Annotated in this window: 16 protein-coding genes; 11 read left to right on the top strand and 5 right to left on the bottom strand. The window is 62.1% G+C overall.

The genetic code is table 11. From position 1 onward, the window contains the following. Positions 1-46 precede the first annotated feature (46 nt). The 3 genes from AC0L2R_RS09655 (at position 47) to recJ (ending at position 4333) form a co-directional block, all read left to right on the top strand. Positions 47-1360 carry a homoserine dehydrogenase gene (locus tag AC0L2R_RS09655; RefSeq protein ID WP_473508606.1) on the top strand — a complete coding sequence of 438 codons (1314 nt, stop codon included), beginning with the start codon at positions 47-49 and terminating at the stop codon, positions 1358-1360. 142 nt (positions 1361-1502) lie between these two features. Continuing rightward, positions 1503-2486, top strand: coding sequence for a class II fructose-bisphosphatase (glpX, locus tag AC0L2R_RS09650; protein ID WP_473508605.1), 984 nt, complete (start codon positions 1503-1505; stop codon positions 2484-2486). 62 nt (positions 2487-2548) lie between these two features. Next, on the top strand, positions 2549-4333 hold the full coding sequence (gene recJ / locus AC0L2R_RS09645; protein WP_473508604.1) for a single-stranded-DNA-specific exonuclease RecJ: 1785 nt from the start codon (positions 2549-2551) through the stop codon (positions 4331-4333). A gap of 44 nt (positions 4334-4377) precedes the next feature. Here recJ and AC0L2R_RS09640 read toward each other — a convergent pair whose 3' ends face one another. The 3 genes from AC0L2R_RS09640 to folE all read right to left on the bottom strand — a co-directional run bounded on the left by AC0L2R_RS09640 (position 4378) and on the right by folE (position 6675). After that, positions 4378-5346 carry a patatin family protein gene (locus AC0L2R_RS09640; protein ID WP_473508603.1) on the bottom strand — a complete coding sequence of 323 codons (969 nt, stop codon included), beginning with the start codon at positions 5344-5346 and terminating at the stop codon, positions 4378-4380. Between the two features lie 84 nt (positions 5347-5430). Beyond that, positions 5431-5901 (bottom strand): phosphoribosyl-AMP cyclohydrolase, encoded by a 471-nt coding sequence (gene hisI / locus AC0L2R_RS09635; protein ID WP_473508602.1) that lies wholly within the window; start codon positions 5899-5901, stop codon positions 5431-5433. A gap of 138 nt (positions 5902-6039) precedes the next feature. Continuing rightward, complete coding sequence (gene folE / locus AC0L2R_RS09630) at positions 6040-6675, bottom strand: GTP cyclohydrolase I FolE (protein ID WP_473508601.1); 636 nt, start codon at positions 6673-6675, stop codon at positions 6040-6042. 241 nt (positions 6676-6916) lie between these two features. On the opposite strand from folE, the gene AC0L2R_RS09625 reads away from it, so the two are divergent. The 6 genes from AC0L2R_RS09625 to AC0L2R_RS09600 all read left to right on the top strand — a co-directional run bounded on the left by AC0L2R_RS09625 (position 6917) and on the right by AC0L2R_RS09600 (position 13307). Next, the gene (locus AC0L2R_RS09625; protein WP_473508600.1) at positions 6917-7363 is read left to right on the top strand and encodes an iron-sulfur cluster assembly scaffold protein; all 447 of its coding nucleotides are present in this window, start codon (positions 6917-6919) and stop codon (positions 7361-7363) included. A gap of 7 nt (positions 7364-7370) precedes the next feature. Next, positions 7371-7733: a membrane protein insertion efficiency factor YidD gene (gene yidD / locus AC0L2R_RS09620; protein WP_473508599.1), complete on the top strand. Its 363-nt coding sequence runs from the start codon at positions 7371-7373 to the stop codon at positions 7731-7733. Between the two features lie 65 nt (positions 7734-7798). Then, the gene (locus AC0L2R_RS09615; protein ID WP_473508598.1) at positions 7799-9178 is read left to right on the top strand and encodes a tetratricopeptide repeat protein; all 1380 of its coding nucleotides are present in this window, start codon (positions 7799-7801) and stop codon (positions 9176-9178) included. 105 nt (positions 9179-9283) lie between these two features. Then, on the top strand, positions 9284-10123 hold the full coding sequence (blaOXA, locus tag AC0L2R_RS09610) for a class D beta-lactamase (protein WP_473508597.1): 840 nt from the start codon (positions 9284-9286) through the stop codon (positions 10121-10123). 166 nt (positions 10124-10289) lie between these two features. Beyond that, positions 10290-12266 (top strand): threonine--tRNA ligase, encoded by a 1977-nt coding sequence (gene thrS / locus AC0L2R_RS09605; protein WP_128170790.1) that lies wholly within the window; start codon positions 10290-10292, stop codon positions 12264-12266. A gap of 102 nt (positions 12267-12368) precedes the next feature. Next, entirely contained in the window at positions 12369-13307 is a 939-nt protein-coding gene (locus AC0L2R_RS09600; protein WP_473508596.1) for a lysophospholipid acyltransferase family protein, read from the top strand. A 48-nt stretch (positions 13308-13355) separates the two neighbouring features. Here AC0L2R_RS09600 and AC0L2R_RS09595 read toward each other — a convergent pair whose 3' ends face one another. Beyond that, positions 13356-14321 carry a hypothetical protein gene (locus tag AC0L2R_RS09595; RefSeq protein ID WP_128168969.1) on the bottom strand — a complete coding sequence of 322 codons (966 nt, stop codon included), beginning with the start codon at positions 14319-14321 and terminating at the stop codon, positions 13356-13358. 155 nt (positions 14322-14476) lie between these two features. Here AC0L2R_RS09595 and AC0L2R_RS09590 point away from each other — a divergent pair, with 155 nt between their 5' ends. Then, complete coding sequence (locus AC0L2R_RS09590; RefSeq protein WP_027156268.1) at positions 14477-15061, top strand: nitroreductase family protein; 585 nt, start codon at positions 14477-14479, stop codon at positions 15059-15061. Continuing rightward, positions 15062-15670 (top strand): flavin reductase family protein, encoded by a 609-nt coding sequence (locus tag AC0L2R_RS09585; protein ID WP_473508595.1) that lies wholly within the window; start codon positions 15062-15064, stop codon positions 15668-15670. A gap of 56 nt (positions 15671-15726) precedes the next feature. Here the strand turns inward: AC0L2R_RS09585 and AC0L2R_RS09580 are convergent, their stop codons facing one another. Beyond that, positions 15727-16341: a TetR/AcrR family transcriptional regulator gene (locus AC0L2R_RS09580; protein WP_473490439.1), complete on the bottom strand. Its 615-nt coding sequence runs from the start codon at positions 16339-16341 to the stop codon at positions 15727-15729. Positions 16342-16366 lie beyond the last annotated feature (25 nt).

Raw genomic sequence — 16366 nt, 5'->3', positions numbered from 1 at the left:
TTGCCACAGATCACATCGACCAAATTCTTGAGGGGCGTCGCCGGACATGGCTGAAGCGTTGCGTGTTGGAATCGCCGGTCTCGGCACTGTCGGCGCTTCGGTGGCGCGCGTGCTGCGCGACAAGGCGGCGGAACTGACTCGGCAATGCGGCCGCGAGGTCGTCGTGTCGGCCGTTTCGGCCCGCGATCCCAAACGCGACCGCGGCGTCGATCTCGGCGCGGCCAAGTGGTTCGACGATCCGGTAAGAATGGCGCAGACCGCCGAGATCGATGTCTTCGTCGAACTGATCGGCGGCGACGAAGGGCCGTCGCATTCATCCGTGAAAGCGGCGCTTGAAGCCGGCCGCCACGTCGTCACCGCCAACAAGGCGCTGCTCGCCAAACATGGCGTGGCGCTGGCCGAGACCGCCGAGAAGAAGGGCGTACTGCTCAATTACGAGGCGGCGGTGGCGGGCGGCATTCCGGTCATCAAGACGATGCGCGAGGCGATGGCCGGCAATTCGGTGAGCCGCGTCTTCGGCATCCTCAACGGCACCTGCAACTACATCCTGACCCGCATGGAAGCCGAGGGCCTGTCGTTCGACGACTGCCTGAAAGATGCGCAACGGCTGGGCTATGCCGAGGCCGACCCGACCTTCGACATCGAGGGCCACGATACCGCGCACAAGCTGTCGATCCTGACCAGCCTTGCCTTCGGCACGAGGATTGCCGCCAACGACATCTACATGGAAGGCATTTCCAACATCAGCCAGGCCGACATCCGCGCGGCCGGCGATCTCGGCTACCGGATAAAGCTGCTCGGCCTCGCCCAGCGCACGGAAAGCGGTATCGAACAGCGCGTGCACCCGACCATGGTGCCGACGGCCTCGGTCATCGCGCAGGTGCACGGCGTCACCAATGCGGTGGCCATCGAAACCGATATCCTTGGCGAGCTTTTGCTCTCCGGTCCCGGTGCCGGCGGCAACGCCACCGCATCGGCGGTGGTCGGCGACATTGCCGACATCGCCAAGAGCCGGCCCGGCTTCCAGCACGGTCCGGTGTTCGGCCTGCCGGCGAAGGAATTGCGGCCGTACAAGAAGGCGCAGATGCGCAGCCATGCGGGCGGCTATTTCATCCGGCTGACCGTGCATGACCGCATCGGGGTCTTTGCCGCCATCGCCAAGCGCATGGCCGACAACGAGATTTCGCTGGAATCGATCGTGCAGCACGCCGCCGGGCCGGATACCGCCTTGCAGAAGACAGTGATTCTCGTCACCCACGAGACGACGGAAGCGGCGGTCCGCAAGGCTGTCGACGGCATCACCAGGGACGATCATCTGACCGACAAGCCGCAGGTCATCCGCATCGAGCGGGCGGAATAGGCATATCGCTTTTCTCCTTCAATCGATTGATATCGTTGTGTTTTCAAAAAAGACCCGCAGAGGTCTTGTTGTTGTCATGGAGCTTTGACACAACCGGCGCGCCTCTGGCGGGAGGCAATGTGCCAACGAGGATTGTCCACCGATGAACGTTGCCCAGAACATCGTCGCCGGCCTTGACCGGATACTCACAATGGAACTGGTGCGTGTCACCGAACGCGCCGCCGTTGCGGCAGCCAGATTGCGCGGACGCGGCGACGAAAAGGCCGCCGACCAGGTCGCGGTCGACGCGATGCGCGAAGAGCTCAACCGCCTCGCCATCAACGGCACGGTGGTGATCGGCGAAGGCGAGCGCGACGAGGCGCCGATGCTCTATATCGGCGAAGAGGTCGGTTCCGGCAAAGGCCCGGCGGTCGATATTGCGCTCGATCCGCTCGAAGGCACGACGATCTGCGCCAAGAACCTGCCCAATGCACTGGCGGTCATCGCCATTGCGGAAAAGGGCAGCCTTCTGTTCGCGCCCGACGTCTATATGGACAAGATCGCCATTGGCCCGGGTTATGCGGACGGCGTCATCGACATCGATGGCGCGCCGGCCGAAAACATCGCCAGCCTGGCCAGGGCCAAGGGCGTGGCGGTGTCGGAGATCACCGCCTGCATCCTCGACCGGCCGCGCCATGGCGCGCTGATCGAGGCGGTGCGCGCCACGGGCGCTGCGATCCGGCTGATCGGCGATGGTGACGTCGCCGGCGTCATCCATACCACCGATCCGGACGAAACCGGCATCGACATCTATCTCGGCACCGGCGGCGCGCCGGAGGGTGTGCTGGCGGCGGCAGCGTTGCGTTGCACCGGCGGCCAGATGCAGGGAAGGCTGATCCTCGACACGCCGCAAAAGCTGGCGCGCGCGGCGAAGATGGGCATCCTCGATCCGAAGCGGGTCTACCGCGCGCAAGACATGGCGCGCGGCGACGTGCTGTTCGCGGCAACCGGCGTGACCGACGGCAACATGCTGGCCGGCGTCAAGTTCGGCCGCAATTTTATCACCACGCATACGATCGTGCTGCGCTCGTCGTCGCGCACCGTGCGCGAGATCAAGGCCAGGCACCAGGATCTGGAAAAGTTTTGATTCTCGACTCGGGCTGGCCGTCGCATATTGTGAGAAATGACAATCCGCAGACGGCGCGTCGCATGACGGGCGAAAACCGTATATTCCTCGATGTCAGGCAGTCGGCATCAGGTGTTTCCTGGGAACACCGGTTGACCGAGCGGCAGGACATGACCGCGCTTGCCATTGCGCAAGGCTATGGCGTGCCGGACATCGTTGCGCGCGTGCTTGCCGGGCGCGGCGTGACCGCCGAGCAGACCGAGCGGTTCCTTGATCCGACCATCCGCTATCTTTTGCCGGACCCGGCGTCGCTGACCGACATGGACAAGGCCGCCGCCCGCATCGCCGGGGCAGTCATTGCCAGGGAAAAGGTGGCGATCTTCGGCGACTACGATGTCGACGGCGCCGCTTCGTCGGCGCTGCTCAAGCGGTTCCTCACGCATTTCTCGGTGCCTGCGGAGATCTACATACCGGACCGTATCTTCGAAGGGTACGGCCCCAATCCGGAAGCGATGCGCGAACTCGTCTCGCGCGGCGCGACGCTGATCGTCACCGTCGATTGCGGTACCAACAGCACTGTGGCCATCGACGCGGCGAACGCTGCCGGCGCCGATGTCGTGGTGCTCGACCACCACCAGCTCGGCGGTCCGTTGCCGGCAGCGGTTGCGGTCGTCAATCCCAATCGCGAGGACGACCTTTCGGGGCAGGGCCATCTTTGTGCCGCCGGCGTCGTCTTCCTGGCGCTGGTGCAGACGGCGAGGATCCTGCGCGGCCGGTTGCCCGATGCCGCACCGCCGGACCTGCTCGGCTTGCTCGACCTCGTTGCGCTGGCCACCGTTTGCGACGTGGTGCCGCTGACCGGCGTCAACCGCGCCTTCGTGGTCAAGGGACTGCAGATCGCACGCCAGCAGAGAAACGAAGGATTGGCGGCGTTGGCGCGGGTCTCGCGCATCGGCGAGCCGGTCAGCACCTTTCATCTGGCCTATCTGATCGGCCCGCGCATCAATGCCGGTGGGCGCATCGGCGACGCAGCACTCGGCAGCCGCCTGCTCGCCACCGACGATCCCGTCGAGGCCCGCACCATCGCCGAGACGCTGGACCGGCTCAATCAGGAGCGGCAGCAGCTGGAACTGGAAATGCTGGCCGCGGCGCGCGTCGAGGCCGATGCCGAGCTTGCCGGCGGCAATGGCCCGGCCATCGTCGTCACCGCCAGCTCCAACTGGCATCCGGGCATCGTCGGCCTGCTGGCCTCGCGGCTCAAGGACCATGCGCGCCGGCCGGCTTTCGCCATCGCCTTCAACGCCAATGGTGTCGGCACCGGGTCCGGCCGTTCGGTGTCGGGCTTCGATCTTGGCCGGCTGGTGCGCGAGGCGGCCATTGCCGGGCTGATCGTCAAGGGTGGCGGCCATGGCATGGCGGCCGGCATCACGGTGGAGCGGGCGAAACTTGGCGCGCTCAGGGCCTTCTTCGAGGAACGAGCGGCGGCCGAGGTGTTCCGGCTGCAAGGCGAGGAAAGCCTGGCGATCGACGGCGCGCTGGCCGCCGAAGGCGCGACGCTTGGCCTGCTCGATGCACTGGAGAAAGCCGGCCCGTTCGGCGCCGGGCATGTCGCACCGGTCTTCGCGCTGCCGCGCCATCGCCTTGCCGATGCGAGGCCGGTCGGCACCAATCACATCCGCGTCGAGTTGCAGTCGGAAAGCGGCGGCCGCATCCAGGCGATCGCGTTTCGCGCCGTCGATACGGCGCTCGGCGAATTCCTGTTCAAGAACAGGGGCAAGCCGGTGCATGTCGCCGGTTCGCTGTCGGGCAATCACTGGAACGGCAACCGCACGGTGCAGTTCCGCATCGTCGATGCCGCGCGCGCCTGAGGATAGCTTCCGTTTCTGCGCGGACCTTCAGTTCGGGTCGCGCTTCAGGCGAGAACCGCCTGCAGGCGGGCCAACTCGTCGATCTGCGCCATCGTCACCTGATAGCCGATGCGGATCGCCTCGTCGGCGCGATGGAATTCGGTCAGGCCGATGTGGCTGAGCTTTGGCTGCAGCGACATATCAGGCGGGTCGCCGGCAAGTCGCGCCCGCGAAATGCGATCCTGGATGATGTTGAAGGCTTCGACCATAACCCCGGTGATGCCGAGCCGTGTCTGGTACTGATGCCCTGTGTCGATCAGGCCGGGCCTTGGCGCGTCCTTCTCGACGACCAGTTCGCCGGCGCTGTGCTTGATGACGGCGGCGCGGCCGAACAGATCGTAGTGAAGGTTCACCGCGACCACGAGCGGCTGCTCGTAGGCGCGGCAGACCGAGACCGGGACCGGATTGACCAGCGCACCGTCGACCAGCACGCGACCGTTGCAGCTGACCGGTTCGAACACGCCGGGCAGGGCGTAGGAGGCGCGCATGGCGGTGATCAGCGAGCCGCCCGACAGCCAGATTTCATGGCCGGTGCGGATCTCCGTGGTGACGCAGACGAAAGGTTTTGGCAAATCCTCGAAACGGATGCCGGCCATGTGCTCGCGCAGCCGTGCATCGAGCTTCATGCCGCCGAACAGTCCGCTGCCGCGCAGGTTGAGATCGAGAAGACCAAAAATGCGCCGCTTGGTCAGGCTTCTGGCGAATTCTTCCAACTGATCCAGCTTGCCGGCAAGGTAACAGCCGCCGACCAGCGCGCCGATCGAGGTGCCGGCGATCATCGACACTTCGATGCCGGCTTCGTCGAGCGCGCGCAGCACGCCGATATGGGCCCAGCCACGCGCGCAGCCGCCGCCCAGCGCCAGCGAAATGCCTGTTTTCCTGGCGGGACTCTTTTCGGATGCACCGGCGGACGATGACAGGCCATTGGCCTCCCGAACGTCAGGTCTGTTATGCAATGACGCCCATTCGAGCATCACAATCTCCCTTGTCCCGCGGCTAAATTATCGGCAGGCCGTATCGAAATCATGAATATACGTGATTGCAGTTCGGCGAATGGTTCAAATAAATGGTTCATGAGGCTTTCGATACGTTTCTTGCGCATCGAACAGCGGCTTGCTGCCATCGCTGGCAAGCGTCCCCTTGCCGTCGATCAGTCCCACCGTCCGATAAAAGCAGGAACGCCGGCCGGTGTGGCAGGTTGCGTCGTGGCCCATCACTTTGACGCGCAGCCATATTGCGTCCTGGTCACAATCCGTGAGCATCTCGACGATTTTCTGGACATTCCCGGACGTTTCGCCCTTCTTCCACAGAGCGCTGCGCGAGCGCGACCAGTAGTGGGCGATGCCCGTTTCCAATGTCAGCGCCAGCGCCTCGGCGTTCATATGCGCGACCATCAGCAGCATGCCGTCTTCGGCATCGGTGACGACGACTGTGACCAGGCCGCCGGCATCGAAGCGCGGCGAAAAGACCGTGCTTTCTTCCAGTGTTTTCTTGTCTGATGGAGCTTTCGGAAATTCTACTGCCGACATCGCCGGTCCTTGTTCAGAGCCTCGCCGAGCCCGATCGGATCGGAACGGGCGAGGCTCTGTCTTGTTGTTTGGCCATGATCTGATCCGAGAACCGGCTCTCATTTCTCGCGACCATGGCTGGCGGCCGGCGAGGCTCGTTCAGCCCCTGCCGCCGCGCACCATGGTGAGGAAACGGACCTGTTCCTCGGGCGTGTCCTTGAAGACGCCGGTGAAGGTCGAGGTCAGCGTCGTGGAGCCTTCCTTGCGGATGCCGCGCATCGCCATGCACATATGCTCGGCTTCGAGCATGACGGCGACGCCGCGCGGATTGAGCACATCCTGGATGACGCCGGCGATCTGTGCGGTCATCGCTTCCTGGGTCTGCAGGCGCTGGGCAAAGATATCGACGACGCGGGCGATCTTGGACAGGCCGACGACCTTGCCGTCCGGCAGATAGCCGACATGCGCCTTGCCGATGATCGGCACCATGTGGTGCTCGCAATGCGAATGGAACGTTATATCCTTGACGAGAACAAGATCGTCATAGCCGGCGACCTCCTCGAAGGTGCGGCCGAGTTCTTCGGCCGGGCATTTGTCGTAACCGCCGAACATTTCGCGATAGGCCTTCACCACACGCTTTGGCGTATCGACCAGGCCCTCCCGGTCCGGATTGTCGCCGGTCCAGCGCAACAGCGTGCGAACCGCGGCCTCGGCTTCGGCTTCGGTCGGCCGATCGGTGACCGGCTTTTCCATATAGGCGGAAGGGGGCATGAATTTCTTGATGACGGCATCCATAAAGGCGTCTCCCGTAGTTCCCCTCTCAGGAGGAACGAGTTGAACGGACCACGACCTTTCGGGTGTTAGAAACGTGCCCTGTTTCCAGCCCGTAAGCGGCGTGAAGTGAATTTGAGCAGGGACGTGGTCGTTGGTCGCCTTGTCCATACCCGAGTACCAGCATTATATATGATCGTTGCGAGCGAAAGGAAGGCCGTCTGCGGCAATCGCTGTTCGCTCGGCGGCGACGGATTGGAAAAATATGATCGACGACGTCTACAATGCGAAAATTCTGGGATTTGCCGGGAATATCGCGCGGATCGGCCGGCTCGACCATCCCGATGCAACCGCGCGCGCGCATTCCAAGCTGTGCGGCTCGACGGTGACCGTCGATCTGAAGATGGATGACGGCATCGTCACCGATTTCGCCCATGACGTCAAAGCCTGCGCGCTTGGCCAGGCGTCGTCCTCGATCATGGCGCAGCATGTCGTCGGCGCCAGCGCGGATGAGTTGCGCAGCGTTCGCGAGACGATGCTGAAGATGCTGAAGGAAAACGGCGCACCGCCGCAAGGCCGCTTCGCCGATCTCAAATATCTCGAGCCGGTGCGTGACTACAAGGCGCGCCATGCCTCGACCATGCTGACCTTCGATGCGGTGGTCGACGCGATCGGCCAGATCGAGAAGAAGCGCGCCGAACAGGCGGCGTAGCCGTCAAATGGCGACGGATCACACGCATCAGAGGCCGCGATATACACGCAACTGGCCGGGCCCTTGGCGCAAGACGCCCGGCCGAATTTTGGGCACCTCGCTCGTGCGTTTTTATCAGCTGACGCTGTCCGGCTTTGTCGGCAATTCCTGCCGGCATTTGCCGACCTGTTCCGAATACGCGCACGAAGCGATCGCCCGCCATGGGCTATGGGCCGGCGGCTGGATGGGGTTTTTCCGCGTGCTGCGCTGCGGGCCGGGAGGAACGCATGGCATCGACCGTGTCCCGGAGGTGCTGGCCGAGCGCTATGTCTGGTTCACGCCCTGGCGGTACTGGCGGATCGGGAAAAAGGATCCGGCCTCAAACGGCTGAGCTTCCCGTATCAATTCAGCAATGTTACCGTTCACCGGGCGAACATGGTGGTGGCGGGGAAATTAATGCTGAAGAGATCTTTGTCAGTTGCTTGCTTGGTGCTGTCCTTGTCTATTTCAGCCTGGGCCGACGATGCACGTGACGCCTACGAAAAAGGTGATTTTGCCACAGCATTGGAGCTGTTCCAGCCGCGTGCCGACAAGGGAGACCCTGAGGCTGAGTTTCACATCGGTCGGATGTTTCACTTCGGCCAAGGCGCAATAAAGAAAGACCTGAAAAAAGCTGCCGAATGGTACAGCAAATCGGCTGGTCAGAGGTTCGCTCGGGCGCAAAATAACCTGGCTGTGCTTTACGTGCAAGGTGACGGAGTTCCTAAGGATGTTGCCAAGGCAATAGAACTATACCGCAAGGCCGCCGACCAAGGTTTCGCTCATGCTCAAACTAATTTGGCGAACTCTTTTCATAGGGGTCAGGGTGTGCCGCAGGATTATGGAAAGGCGGCAGAGTTGTATCGCAAGGCCGCCGACCAAGGTTTCGCTCATGCTCAAACTAGTTTGGCTATCCTTTATTTCAATGGTCAGGGTGTGCCGCAGGACTATGGAAAGGCGGCAGAGTTGTATCGTAAGGCCGCCGACCAAGGTTTCGCTCATGCTCAAACTAATTTGGCTATCCTTTATTTCAATGGTCAGGGTGTGCCGCAGGATCATGGAAAGGCAGTTGAGTTGTATCGCAAAGCTGCCGATCAAGGCTTTGCGCCCGCTGAGGTGGGAGTGGGCGAAATGCTTGAACTAGGGCTGGGAGTGGCCAAAGATCCTTCACAGGCAGCCATTTGGTACCGTAGGGCCGCGGATCAGGGACTCGCGGATGCACAAACTCGGTTAGGCGCAATGCTCTTGGTTGGTAGGGGCATTCCTAAAAATGATGCAGAGGCGGTAGCCTGGTTTCGTAAAGCCGCCGACCAAGGTTATGCCAGAGCGCAAAGCTATTTAGGTGCAGCCTATGACTTCGGTTACGGTCTGCGGGAAGACTACCACCAAGCTGCTATCTGGTACCGCAAGGCGGCTGAACAGGGAAATGCGCCAGCCATAACAAGTTTGGCTTCTATGTATCAGAGGGGCCGCGGGCTGCTAAAGAATGAAGAAGAGGCTGCGAGGCTGTATCGACAAGCGGCCGAACAAGGTTTCGCACCTGCACAGAACGGGCTCGGAGAAATGCTTCGAGATGGCCGCGGCGTAAAGCAAGACTATACTGAATCTGTTGTCTGGTTTCGTAAAGCCGCTGCGCAAAATCAAATGAGCGGAATTCACAATTTAGGACTTGCGTATGCATATGGCCTGGGCGTGGCCAGAAATGTTAGCGAGGGTGAGTCCTGGCTGCGAAAGGCCGCTAAGATGGGCTATGCACCGGCACCCAAGGCGCTAGAGAAATTACGTCAATTGCAATGACTATTTACGATTTGCAAACCTTAACCGCACGTTGCGCATTTAAGACAAAATCGAGACAAGACGCCTCGCTAAGCCGCTCCTGATCGCCATCAGGAGAGATTGCAAATGCGCCAGATTGACCGCCGTCCATTCGTTTTCGCTGTGGTGATCTACCTTCTGGCCTGGCTTTTTGGTTTTCCGATCCGCGCACAATCGGCGCCGCTGGAGGAGGTCGAATGCACGCTGATCCTGGATGCTGGGAGCGGTGAAACGCTGTATCGGGACGGGGTCTGCGACCAGCGCTTCAGTCCCGCCTCGACCTTCAAGGTCCCCTTGGCGCTGATCGGCTATGACGCGGGAATCCTGAGCGACGAGCACACGCCGGCCTGGGACTACAAGCCCGAGTTCAAGGCGGCAAAGCGGGACAAGAAAACCGTCGACCCGACGATCTGGGAAAAAGACTCGGTGCTGTGGTTTTCGCAGGAAATCACCCGCCGGCTCGGCAACGAGCGGTTTGCCGGCTATGTCTCGAAATTCGACTACGGCAACACCGATGTTGCCGGCAATGCCGGCAAGAATGATGGCCTCACCCGGTCGTGGGTGAATTCTTCGCTTGAGATATCGCCGGTCGAACAGGTGAATTTCATGCGCCGGCTGCTTGCCGGCGAACTGCCGGTTTCGGCCAAAGCCCACGCGATGACCAAAGCGATCTTGCCGACCTTCCGGTCAGGTGGCTGGACGGTGCAGGGCAAGACCGGGACCACCAGGCTTGGCGAAAGCGCCGACAAGTCCTCGCTTGGCTGGCGCTCGCTCGGCTGGTTTGTCGGCTGGGCGAACAAGGATGCGCGCAGCATCGTCTTTGCCCGCCTGGTAATCGATACGAAACGTTCCGATACGCCGAAGGGGCCTCAGGCGCGGACGATGTTCCTGAAAGAGCTGCCGAATCTCATGAACAGGAGCAAGTGATCGGCCATTCGCCTTTACGGCACGAAAATCTGCCCATAAAAGACTGCCGCCGGACGCATCCGGCTTTTTACTTTATGCATGTCGTTGGCCAAAAATCGCTGCACAGTTTTGGGCGAGATGCATTTCACCACCCGCGCTCGTTTGCGGGACTGGATAGGAGAATTTTATGCTGAATTCCGTTTCCCTGACATTTCCCGATGGCTCCGTCCGCGACTACGAAGCGGCGATGACCGGCGCCGGCCTGGCGGAATCGATCTCGAAGTCGCTGGCCAGGAAGGCGGTCGCCTACTCGATCGATGGCGTGGTGCGCGATCTTTCCGACCCGCTCGGCAAGTCCGGCAAGGTCGAGATCATCACCCGCGAAGACCCGCGCGCACTGGAACTCATCCGACATGACGCAGCGCACGTGCTGGCCGAAGCCGTGCAGGAATTGTGGCCGGGCACGCAGGTGACCATCGGCCCGGTGATCGAGAACGGATTCTACTATGATTTTGCCCGCAACGAGCCGTTCACGCCCGATGATTTCCCGGTGATCGAGAAGAAGATGCGCGAGATCATCGCGCGTAACAAGCCGTTCACCAAAGAGGTCTGGTCGCGCGAGAAGGCGAAGAAGATCTTTGCCGACAAGGGCGAGCGCTACAAGCTGGAACTGATCGACGCCATTCCCGAAGATCAGGACCTAAAAATCTATGCGCAGGGCGATTGGTTCGACCTCTGCCGCGGCCCGCATATGGTCTCGACCGGACAGATCGGCAGCGCCTTCAAGCTGATGAAGGTGGCCGGCGCCTATTGGCGCGGCGATTCGAACAACCCGATGCTGACCCGCATCTATGGCACGGCCTGGGCCGATCAGGCGCAGCTCGATGCCTATCAGACCATGCTGGAGGAAGCCGAAAAGCGCGACCACAGGAAGCTCGGCCGCGAGATGGACCTGTTCCATTTCCAGGAGGAGGGGCCGGGCGTCGTCTTTTGGCACGCCAAGGGCTGGAGACTGTTCCAGAACCTGGTCAACTACATGCGCCGCCGCCTTGACGAGCAGGGCTATCAGGAAGTCAACGCGCCGCAAGTGCTCGACAAGAGCCTGTGGGAGACGTCAGGTCACTGGGGCTGGTACCGGGACAATATGTTCAAGGTGACGGTTGCCGGCGACGACACCGACGACGACCGGATGTTTGCACTGAAGCCGATGAACTGCCCCGGCCACGTCCAGATCTTCAAGCACGGTCTGAAGTCCTACCGCGATCTGCCGGTAAAACTTGCGGAATTCGGCAATGTGCATCGCTATGAGCCGTCCGGCGCGCTGCATGGGCTGATGCGCGTGCGCGGCTTTACCCAGGACGATGCCCACATCTTCTGCACCGAGGAACAGCTCGCCGACGAATGCATCAAGATCAACGACCTGATCCTGTCGACCTATGCCGATTTCGGCTTCGATGAAATCACCGTCAAGCTGGCGACGCGTCCCGAAAAACGGGTCGGCACCGACGCTATGTGGGATCATGCCGAGGGCGTGCTGCAGGACGTGCTCGACAAGATCGCAGCGCGGTCGGGCAACCGGATCAAGACCGGCGTCAATCCGGGCGAGGGCACGTTCTACGGGCCAAAATTCGAATATGTGCTGAAGGACGCCATCGGCCGCGACTGGCAATGCGGGACCACGCAGGTCGATTTCAACCTGCCGGAACGGTTCGGCGCCTTCTACATCGGCTCGGATTCGGAAAAAAAGCAGCCGGTGATGGTGCATCGCGCCATCTGCGGTTCGATGGAGCGCTTCCTCGGCATCCTGATCGAGAACTATTCCGGCCATTTCCCGCTGTGGTTCGCGCCGCTGCAAGTGGTGGTTGCAACGATCACCTCCGATGCCGACGACTACGCGCAAAAGGTCGTCGCGCAGCTGAAGGCGGCCGGACTGTTGGCGGAAGCCGATCTTCGCAACGAGAAGATCAACTACAAGGTCCGCGAGCACAGCCTGGCCAAGGTTCCGGTCATCCTCGTCTGCGGCAAGCGCGAGGCGGAGGAAGAGACGGTCAACATCCGTCGGCTCGGCTCGCGCGACCAGGAGTCGCTCGGCCTTGGCCAGGCGGTGGCGATGCTTGCCGAAGAAGCGGTGACGCCCGACCGCAGGCGCAAGCGAGTGGCCTGAGTTCAGCCGGATTGTCGACGAAATGGCGGTGGAGCGATCCACCGCCATTTTCAGATACCCGCCAATTCATACGCTTGTCACGCCAGCCTAGTAACGAGCCTCATGCTCAAGCTGAAGATGCGCGAAAGGCCGTTTCCCGAGCTTTCCTATGCCAGCCCGCATCAGCCGGCATTGACGCGCTGGTTCATCCACTCCATCGAAGGCCTGTCCGGCCGCGATCGCTTCGCGGCGCTCTATGACTTTTGGCGCCGCCATGTGGCGCCGAGCGGCGAGCGCGTGTTCAGCCGCATGCTGGAGCTGATCGATGTCAGGGTGCGGACCACCGGCCAATGGCCGCCGGAAAAATTGCCTGACACGCCGCTGGTGATCGTCGCCAACCACCCGTTCGGCATCGGCGACGGCATTGCGGTGCTGTCGCTGGCCGAGCAGCTTCAGCGCCCGTTCCGTGTCATGATCCACAAGGATCTGCTCAAGATCCGCGAGATGGAGCCCTATTCGCTGCCGATCGACTTTTCCGAGACCAAGGACGCGCTCAGGAACAACATGGCGGTGCGCCATGAGGCGGTGCGGCTGCTGAAAGACGGCGTCATCATCGTCGTCTTCCCCGCGGGCGGCGTCGCCACCGCGCCGAAAGGTTTTGGCCGGGGGCGCGACCTGCCGTGGAAGATGTTTCCGGCCCGTCTCGTTAGGGATGCCAAGGCGTCGGTTGTCCCAATGCACTTTTCCGGCCAGAACGGGCGGCTGTTCCACCTGGTCAGCGGACCCATGAACCTGACCGAGCGTGACGGGCGCGTCGCGAAGTTCGTCGGCAGGGCTTCGCTGACGCTGCGTACTTCGCTGCTCATCCACGAATTCGGTCGGCTGTCCGGCAAATCGATCGACGTGCGCGTCGGCGACGTGCTGGGATGGAACGAACTGGAGCAGGTGGGCGACCGCAAGGCTTTGCTCGAGCGGCTTTACCGGGCTGTCTTCGATCTGGCTCCGGCCGAACCGCGCGGCCGCGGCCAGTTTCTGCCGCAACGCATGCGTAACGCGGCTTGATCGGCAATCATACGCTGCTGGACCGGTTCCCGCACAGGGTTCGGACGTCTAGTCCGCGCCTTCCTGAGGATCGATCGCCGAGGCCTCCGTGGCCAAAACCTGGATTTCCTGGTTCTGCCCGGCCACGACCGTAAAATCTTTCTGGTAGATGCGGTCGCGGTTCTTGGCGATGATGGTGTAGTCGCCCTCGGCAAGCACCATCGAAGCAAAGGCGCCGACGGTTTCCTGGATGGGGTCGCCGGATTCGTTGAGCAACGACCAGGAGGTGTCGGCGATCGCCTCTCCACCCGGCTCGCGCACCAGCTTCATGGTCATCTCCGCCGCACGATGCTCGACGGCCGCTTCGGTCAGCTTGCCGGCCTCGACGCGGATGTCTGAGCGGATGACCGCATTCACCGAGCCATAAGTCGAGACGACGTGATAGACGCCCGCGTTCAGCCGCACGACGCTGTTCGGCTCGACGTCGGGTATGATCAGGGCGCGATCGTGATTGGCCTCGGCCTGACCTTCATAGATCGAAAAGCGCAATTTCTTCGGCGGTATGCGCACCCCGCCTGACAGCACGGCGTCGAGCTTGAGTCCGCCGGCATCGAGCACGAGGCTTTCGCGCTTGGCGTCTTTGCCGACGGTGATGCGCTTGGTGGCTCCGGCCCGGCCGTAAGAGGCGTGGACCAGATAGCTGCCGGGCTCGAGCTGGAACACCGCGCTGCCGCCATGGGCGGAAGCGACCATCGGCAGCTTGCCGTCGCCGGTGGCGTCAGGCTTGAAGACGCGCCAGACGATGCCGCGTGTGATGTCGGCGCCCTTGTCGGTCAATTGCGCCGACAGCGTGATCGCCCCGCTGCTCGCCGCTGCCAGCGGTGCATCGCTTTTCGGGGGCGCATAGTTCGACATTCCGGGAAGTTTCAGATCACCGAGGCCGTCCGCATCCTGCGCGACGGCAAGCGACACCGGCACCATCAACAGTGCGGCTGCGAGCCAGATCAGGAAAAGTCGCAATGTCCCCTCAAACATGGCTTGCGTTGAAGCCCAAGGCGGTGGCAATTTCAAGGCTTAAGAGTCTGATCAGCTTCTGCTAGAGGCTCTTTGTCGGCGCGCCGCGCCAATGCCCGAGCCGCCCGATGCCCCGATGGTGCGCTTCAGCTTAAATTCCAAGGAGTCTTGCGCCCATGGCGTCGCCGATCATCGACTTTCTGCTGACCCGAAATTCCGCGCCGATCCCGGAGTTGAAGGAACCGGCGCCCAGCGACGCTGACATCGCGACGATGATTGCAGCCGCCTCGCGGGTGCCGGACCACGGCCGGCTCGAGCCCTGGCGCTTCATCCTCTACCGGGGCGAGGCGCGCGTCGAGATCGGCAAGAAGCTGGCGGCACTTGCCGCACAGCGCGAAGGGCCGCTGCCGGAAGGCCGCCATAACCAGGAACTGGCGCGTTTTTCGCGCGCGCCGCTGGTGATCGGGGTGGTGTCGAGCCCGAAGGAGAACCCAAAAATCCCGCAATGGGAGATGTTCCTGTCCGGCGGCATGGCGGCGATGAACCTGATGCTATCAGCCAATGCGCTGGGCTATGGCACCAACATGATCAGCAACTGGTATTCCGACGTGCCGGAGGGCAGGGCGATCCTGGGGCTGGCGCCACATGAGCGGGTGGTCGGCTTCATCCATATCGGCACCTACCAAGGGCCGGCGCCGGAGCGGCCGCGGCCGGATCCGGCAAAACTCTATGCCGATTATGCAGGGCCATGGGTGGGCTGAATGTTCTACGAGCCGGCAAAGGGGCATGGGCTGCCGCATGATCCGTCCAAGGCGATCGTGGCGCCACGGCCGATCGGCTGGATCTCGACGGTGAACAAGGCCGGCGAGGTCAACCTCGCCCCCTATTCGTTCTTCAATGCTTTTTCGACGCGGCCCTTCATCGTCTGGTTTTCGTCCGAAGGCGAGAAGGACAGCGCCACCTTCGCCGAAGAAACGGGCGAGTTCGTCGCCAATCTCGTCAGCCGCGATCTCGCTGAAAAAATGGTCCGCACCGCAGTCGATGCGCCGCGCGGCGTCACCGAATTCGACTATGCCGATCTCGCCATGGCGCCGTCGCGGCTGGTTGCGCCACCCCGCGTGGCGGCGGCGCCCGCGGCGCTTGAATGCCGGGTGACGGAGATCATGCGTCCAAAGGCGCTGGACGGGACACCGACCGGCGCCATCGTCGTCGCCGGCGAAGTCGTCGGTGTGCATGTCGACGATGCCTTCCTGATAGACGGCATCTTCGATATCGTCAGGGCCGGCAATGTCGGCCGTCTCGGCTATATGGATTATGCCAGCGTCAACGAAATCTTCTCGATGCGCCGGCCTCATTGGGGAAAGGATTAGAACCTGATCTCCGATGGATCGGGTGGAACTCCAACCCTTTGGCCAGGATGCATGCGTCAACGATTGCTTCTCTCGATCATAGCAACGATCGTCTCGTGAAGTTCGTCCTGCGCCTGTTGAGCGGTGATTTCTCCCGTCGCGGCAGCATTGGACAAGGTGTCGGCCGCGCCCAGCATCGCCCAAAAACCGGCCTGCATAACCCCCCTTGGCCCGATAAACGGGGCCAACGCCGTACGGCACCTCTCGATAAAATCCAGTTGGTAATCCCGCTTGACGGTCTCCAGTTCGGGCGAGCCTGCCAGCGCGGCCAGCACGCCGGGGATCTCACGGCCCTGGGCCAGCACGCATTCGACGTAGGACGATGCGATGACAGAAGCTTTCTCCTCCAAACCCGGAGCGCTTCCTTCAAGGGCGGCGTCGATCAGCGCCGTCTGGCGCGCGTCGAAATCCTGATAGAGGGCGGTCAGCAAACCGTTGCGCGTCCGGAAATGGTCATAGACCACCGGCTTGGCGACACCGGCCTGTTCGGCCAGGCGCGGCAGCGTCAACGCGTCGGTGCCTTCTTCGCGAACCAGCCACCTTGCCACCTCAAGGAGCTGGCTTAGCCGCTGCTCGCGACTGAGACGAACGCGTTTCTCCGTGGCTTGGCTTTTGTTCGGTATGCTTGACATGCCTATATACCAAAGGTAACTTACC

Source organism: Mesorhizobium sp. WSM4820 (assembly GCF_055811075.1).
The sequence above is the reverse complement of the archived record's forward strand: the minus strand, read 5'-3'. Positions and strand labels throughout refer to the sequence as shown.

Coding starts and splice junctions, on each gene's coding strand:
- folE (WP_473508601.1), bottom strand. CDS start 6,675: ATGGATGCCGTCATCAAGAAATTCATGCCCCCTTCCGCCTATATGGAA.
- blaOXA (WP_473508597.1), top strand. CDS start 9,284: ATGCGCCAGATTGACCGCCGTCCATTCGTTTTCGCTGTGGTGATCTAC.
- AC0L2R_RS09615 (WP_473508598.1), top strand. CDS start 7,799: ATGCTGAAGAGATCTTTGTCAGTTGCTTGCTTGGTGCTGTCCTTGTCT.
- AC0L2R_RS09640 (WP_473508603.1), bottom strand. CDS start 5,346: ATGCTCGAATGGGCGTCATTGCATAACAGACCTGACGTTCGGGAGGCC.
- AC0L2R_RS09590 (WP_027156268.1), top strand. CDS start 14,477: ATGGCGTCGCCGATCATCGACTTTCTGCTGACCCGAAATTCCGCGCCG.
- hisI (WP_473508602.1), bottom strand. CDS start 5,901: ATGTCGGCAGTAGAATTTCCGAAAGCTCCATCAGACAAGAAAACACTG.
- thrS (WP_128170790.1), top strand. CDS start 10,290: ATGCTGAATTCCGTTTCCCTGACATTTCCCGATGGCTCCGTCCGCGAC.
- AC0L2R_RS09655 (WP_473508606.1), top strand. CDS start 47: ATGGCTGAAGCGTTGCGTGTTGGAATCGCCGGTCTCGGCACTGTCGGC.
- AC0L2R_RS09600 (WP_473508596.1), top strand. CDS start 12,369: ATGCTCAAGCTGAAGATGCGCGAAAGGCCGTTTCCCGAGCTTTCCTAT.
- AC0L2R_RS09585 (WP_473508595.1), top strand. CDS start 15,062: ATGTTCTACGAGCCGGCAAAGGGGCATGGGCTGCCGCATGATCCGTCC.
- AC0L2R_RS09580 (WP_473490439.1), bottom strand. CDS start 16,341: ATGTCAAGCATACCGAACAAAAGCCAAGCCACGGAGAAACGCGTTCGT.
- glpX (WP_473508605.1), top strand. CDS start 1,503: ATGAACGTTGCCCAGAACATCGTCGCCGGCCTTGACCGGATACTCACA.
- recJ (WP_473508604.1), top strand. CDS start 2,549: ATGACGGGCGAAAACCGTATATTCCTCGATGTCAGGCAGTCGGCATCA.
- AC0L2R_RS09625 (WP_473508600.1), top strand. CDS start 6,917: ATGATCGACGACGTCTACAATGCGAAAATTCTGGGATTTGCCGGGAAT.
- yidD (WP_473508599.1), top strand. CDS start 7,371: ATGGCGACGGATCACACGCATCAGAGGCCGCGATATACACGCAACTGG.
- AC0L2R_RS09595 (WP_128168969.1), bottom strand. CDS start 14,321: ATGTTTGAGGGGACATTGCGACTTTTCCTGATCTGGCTCGCAGCCGCA.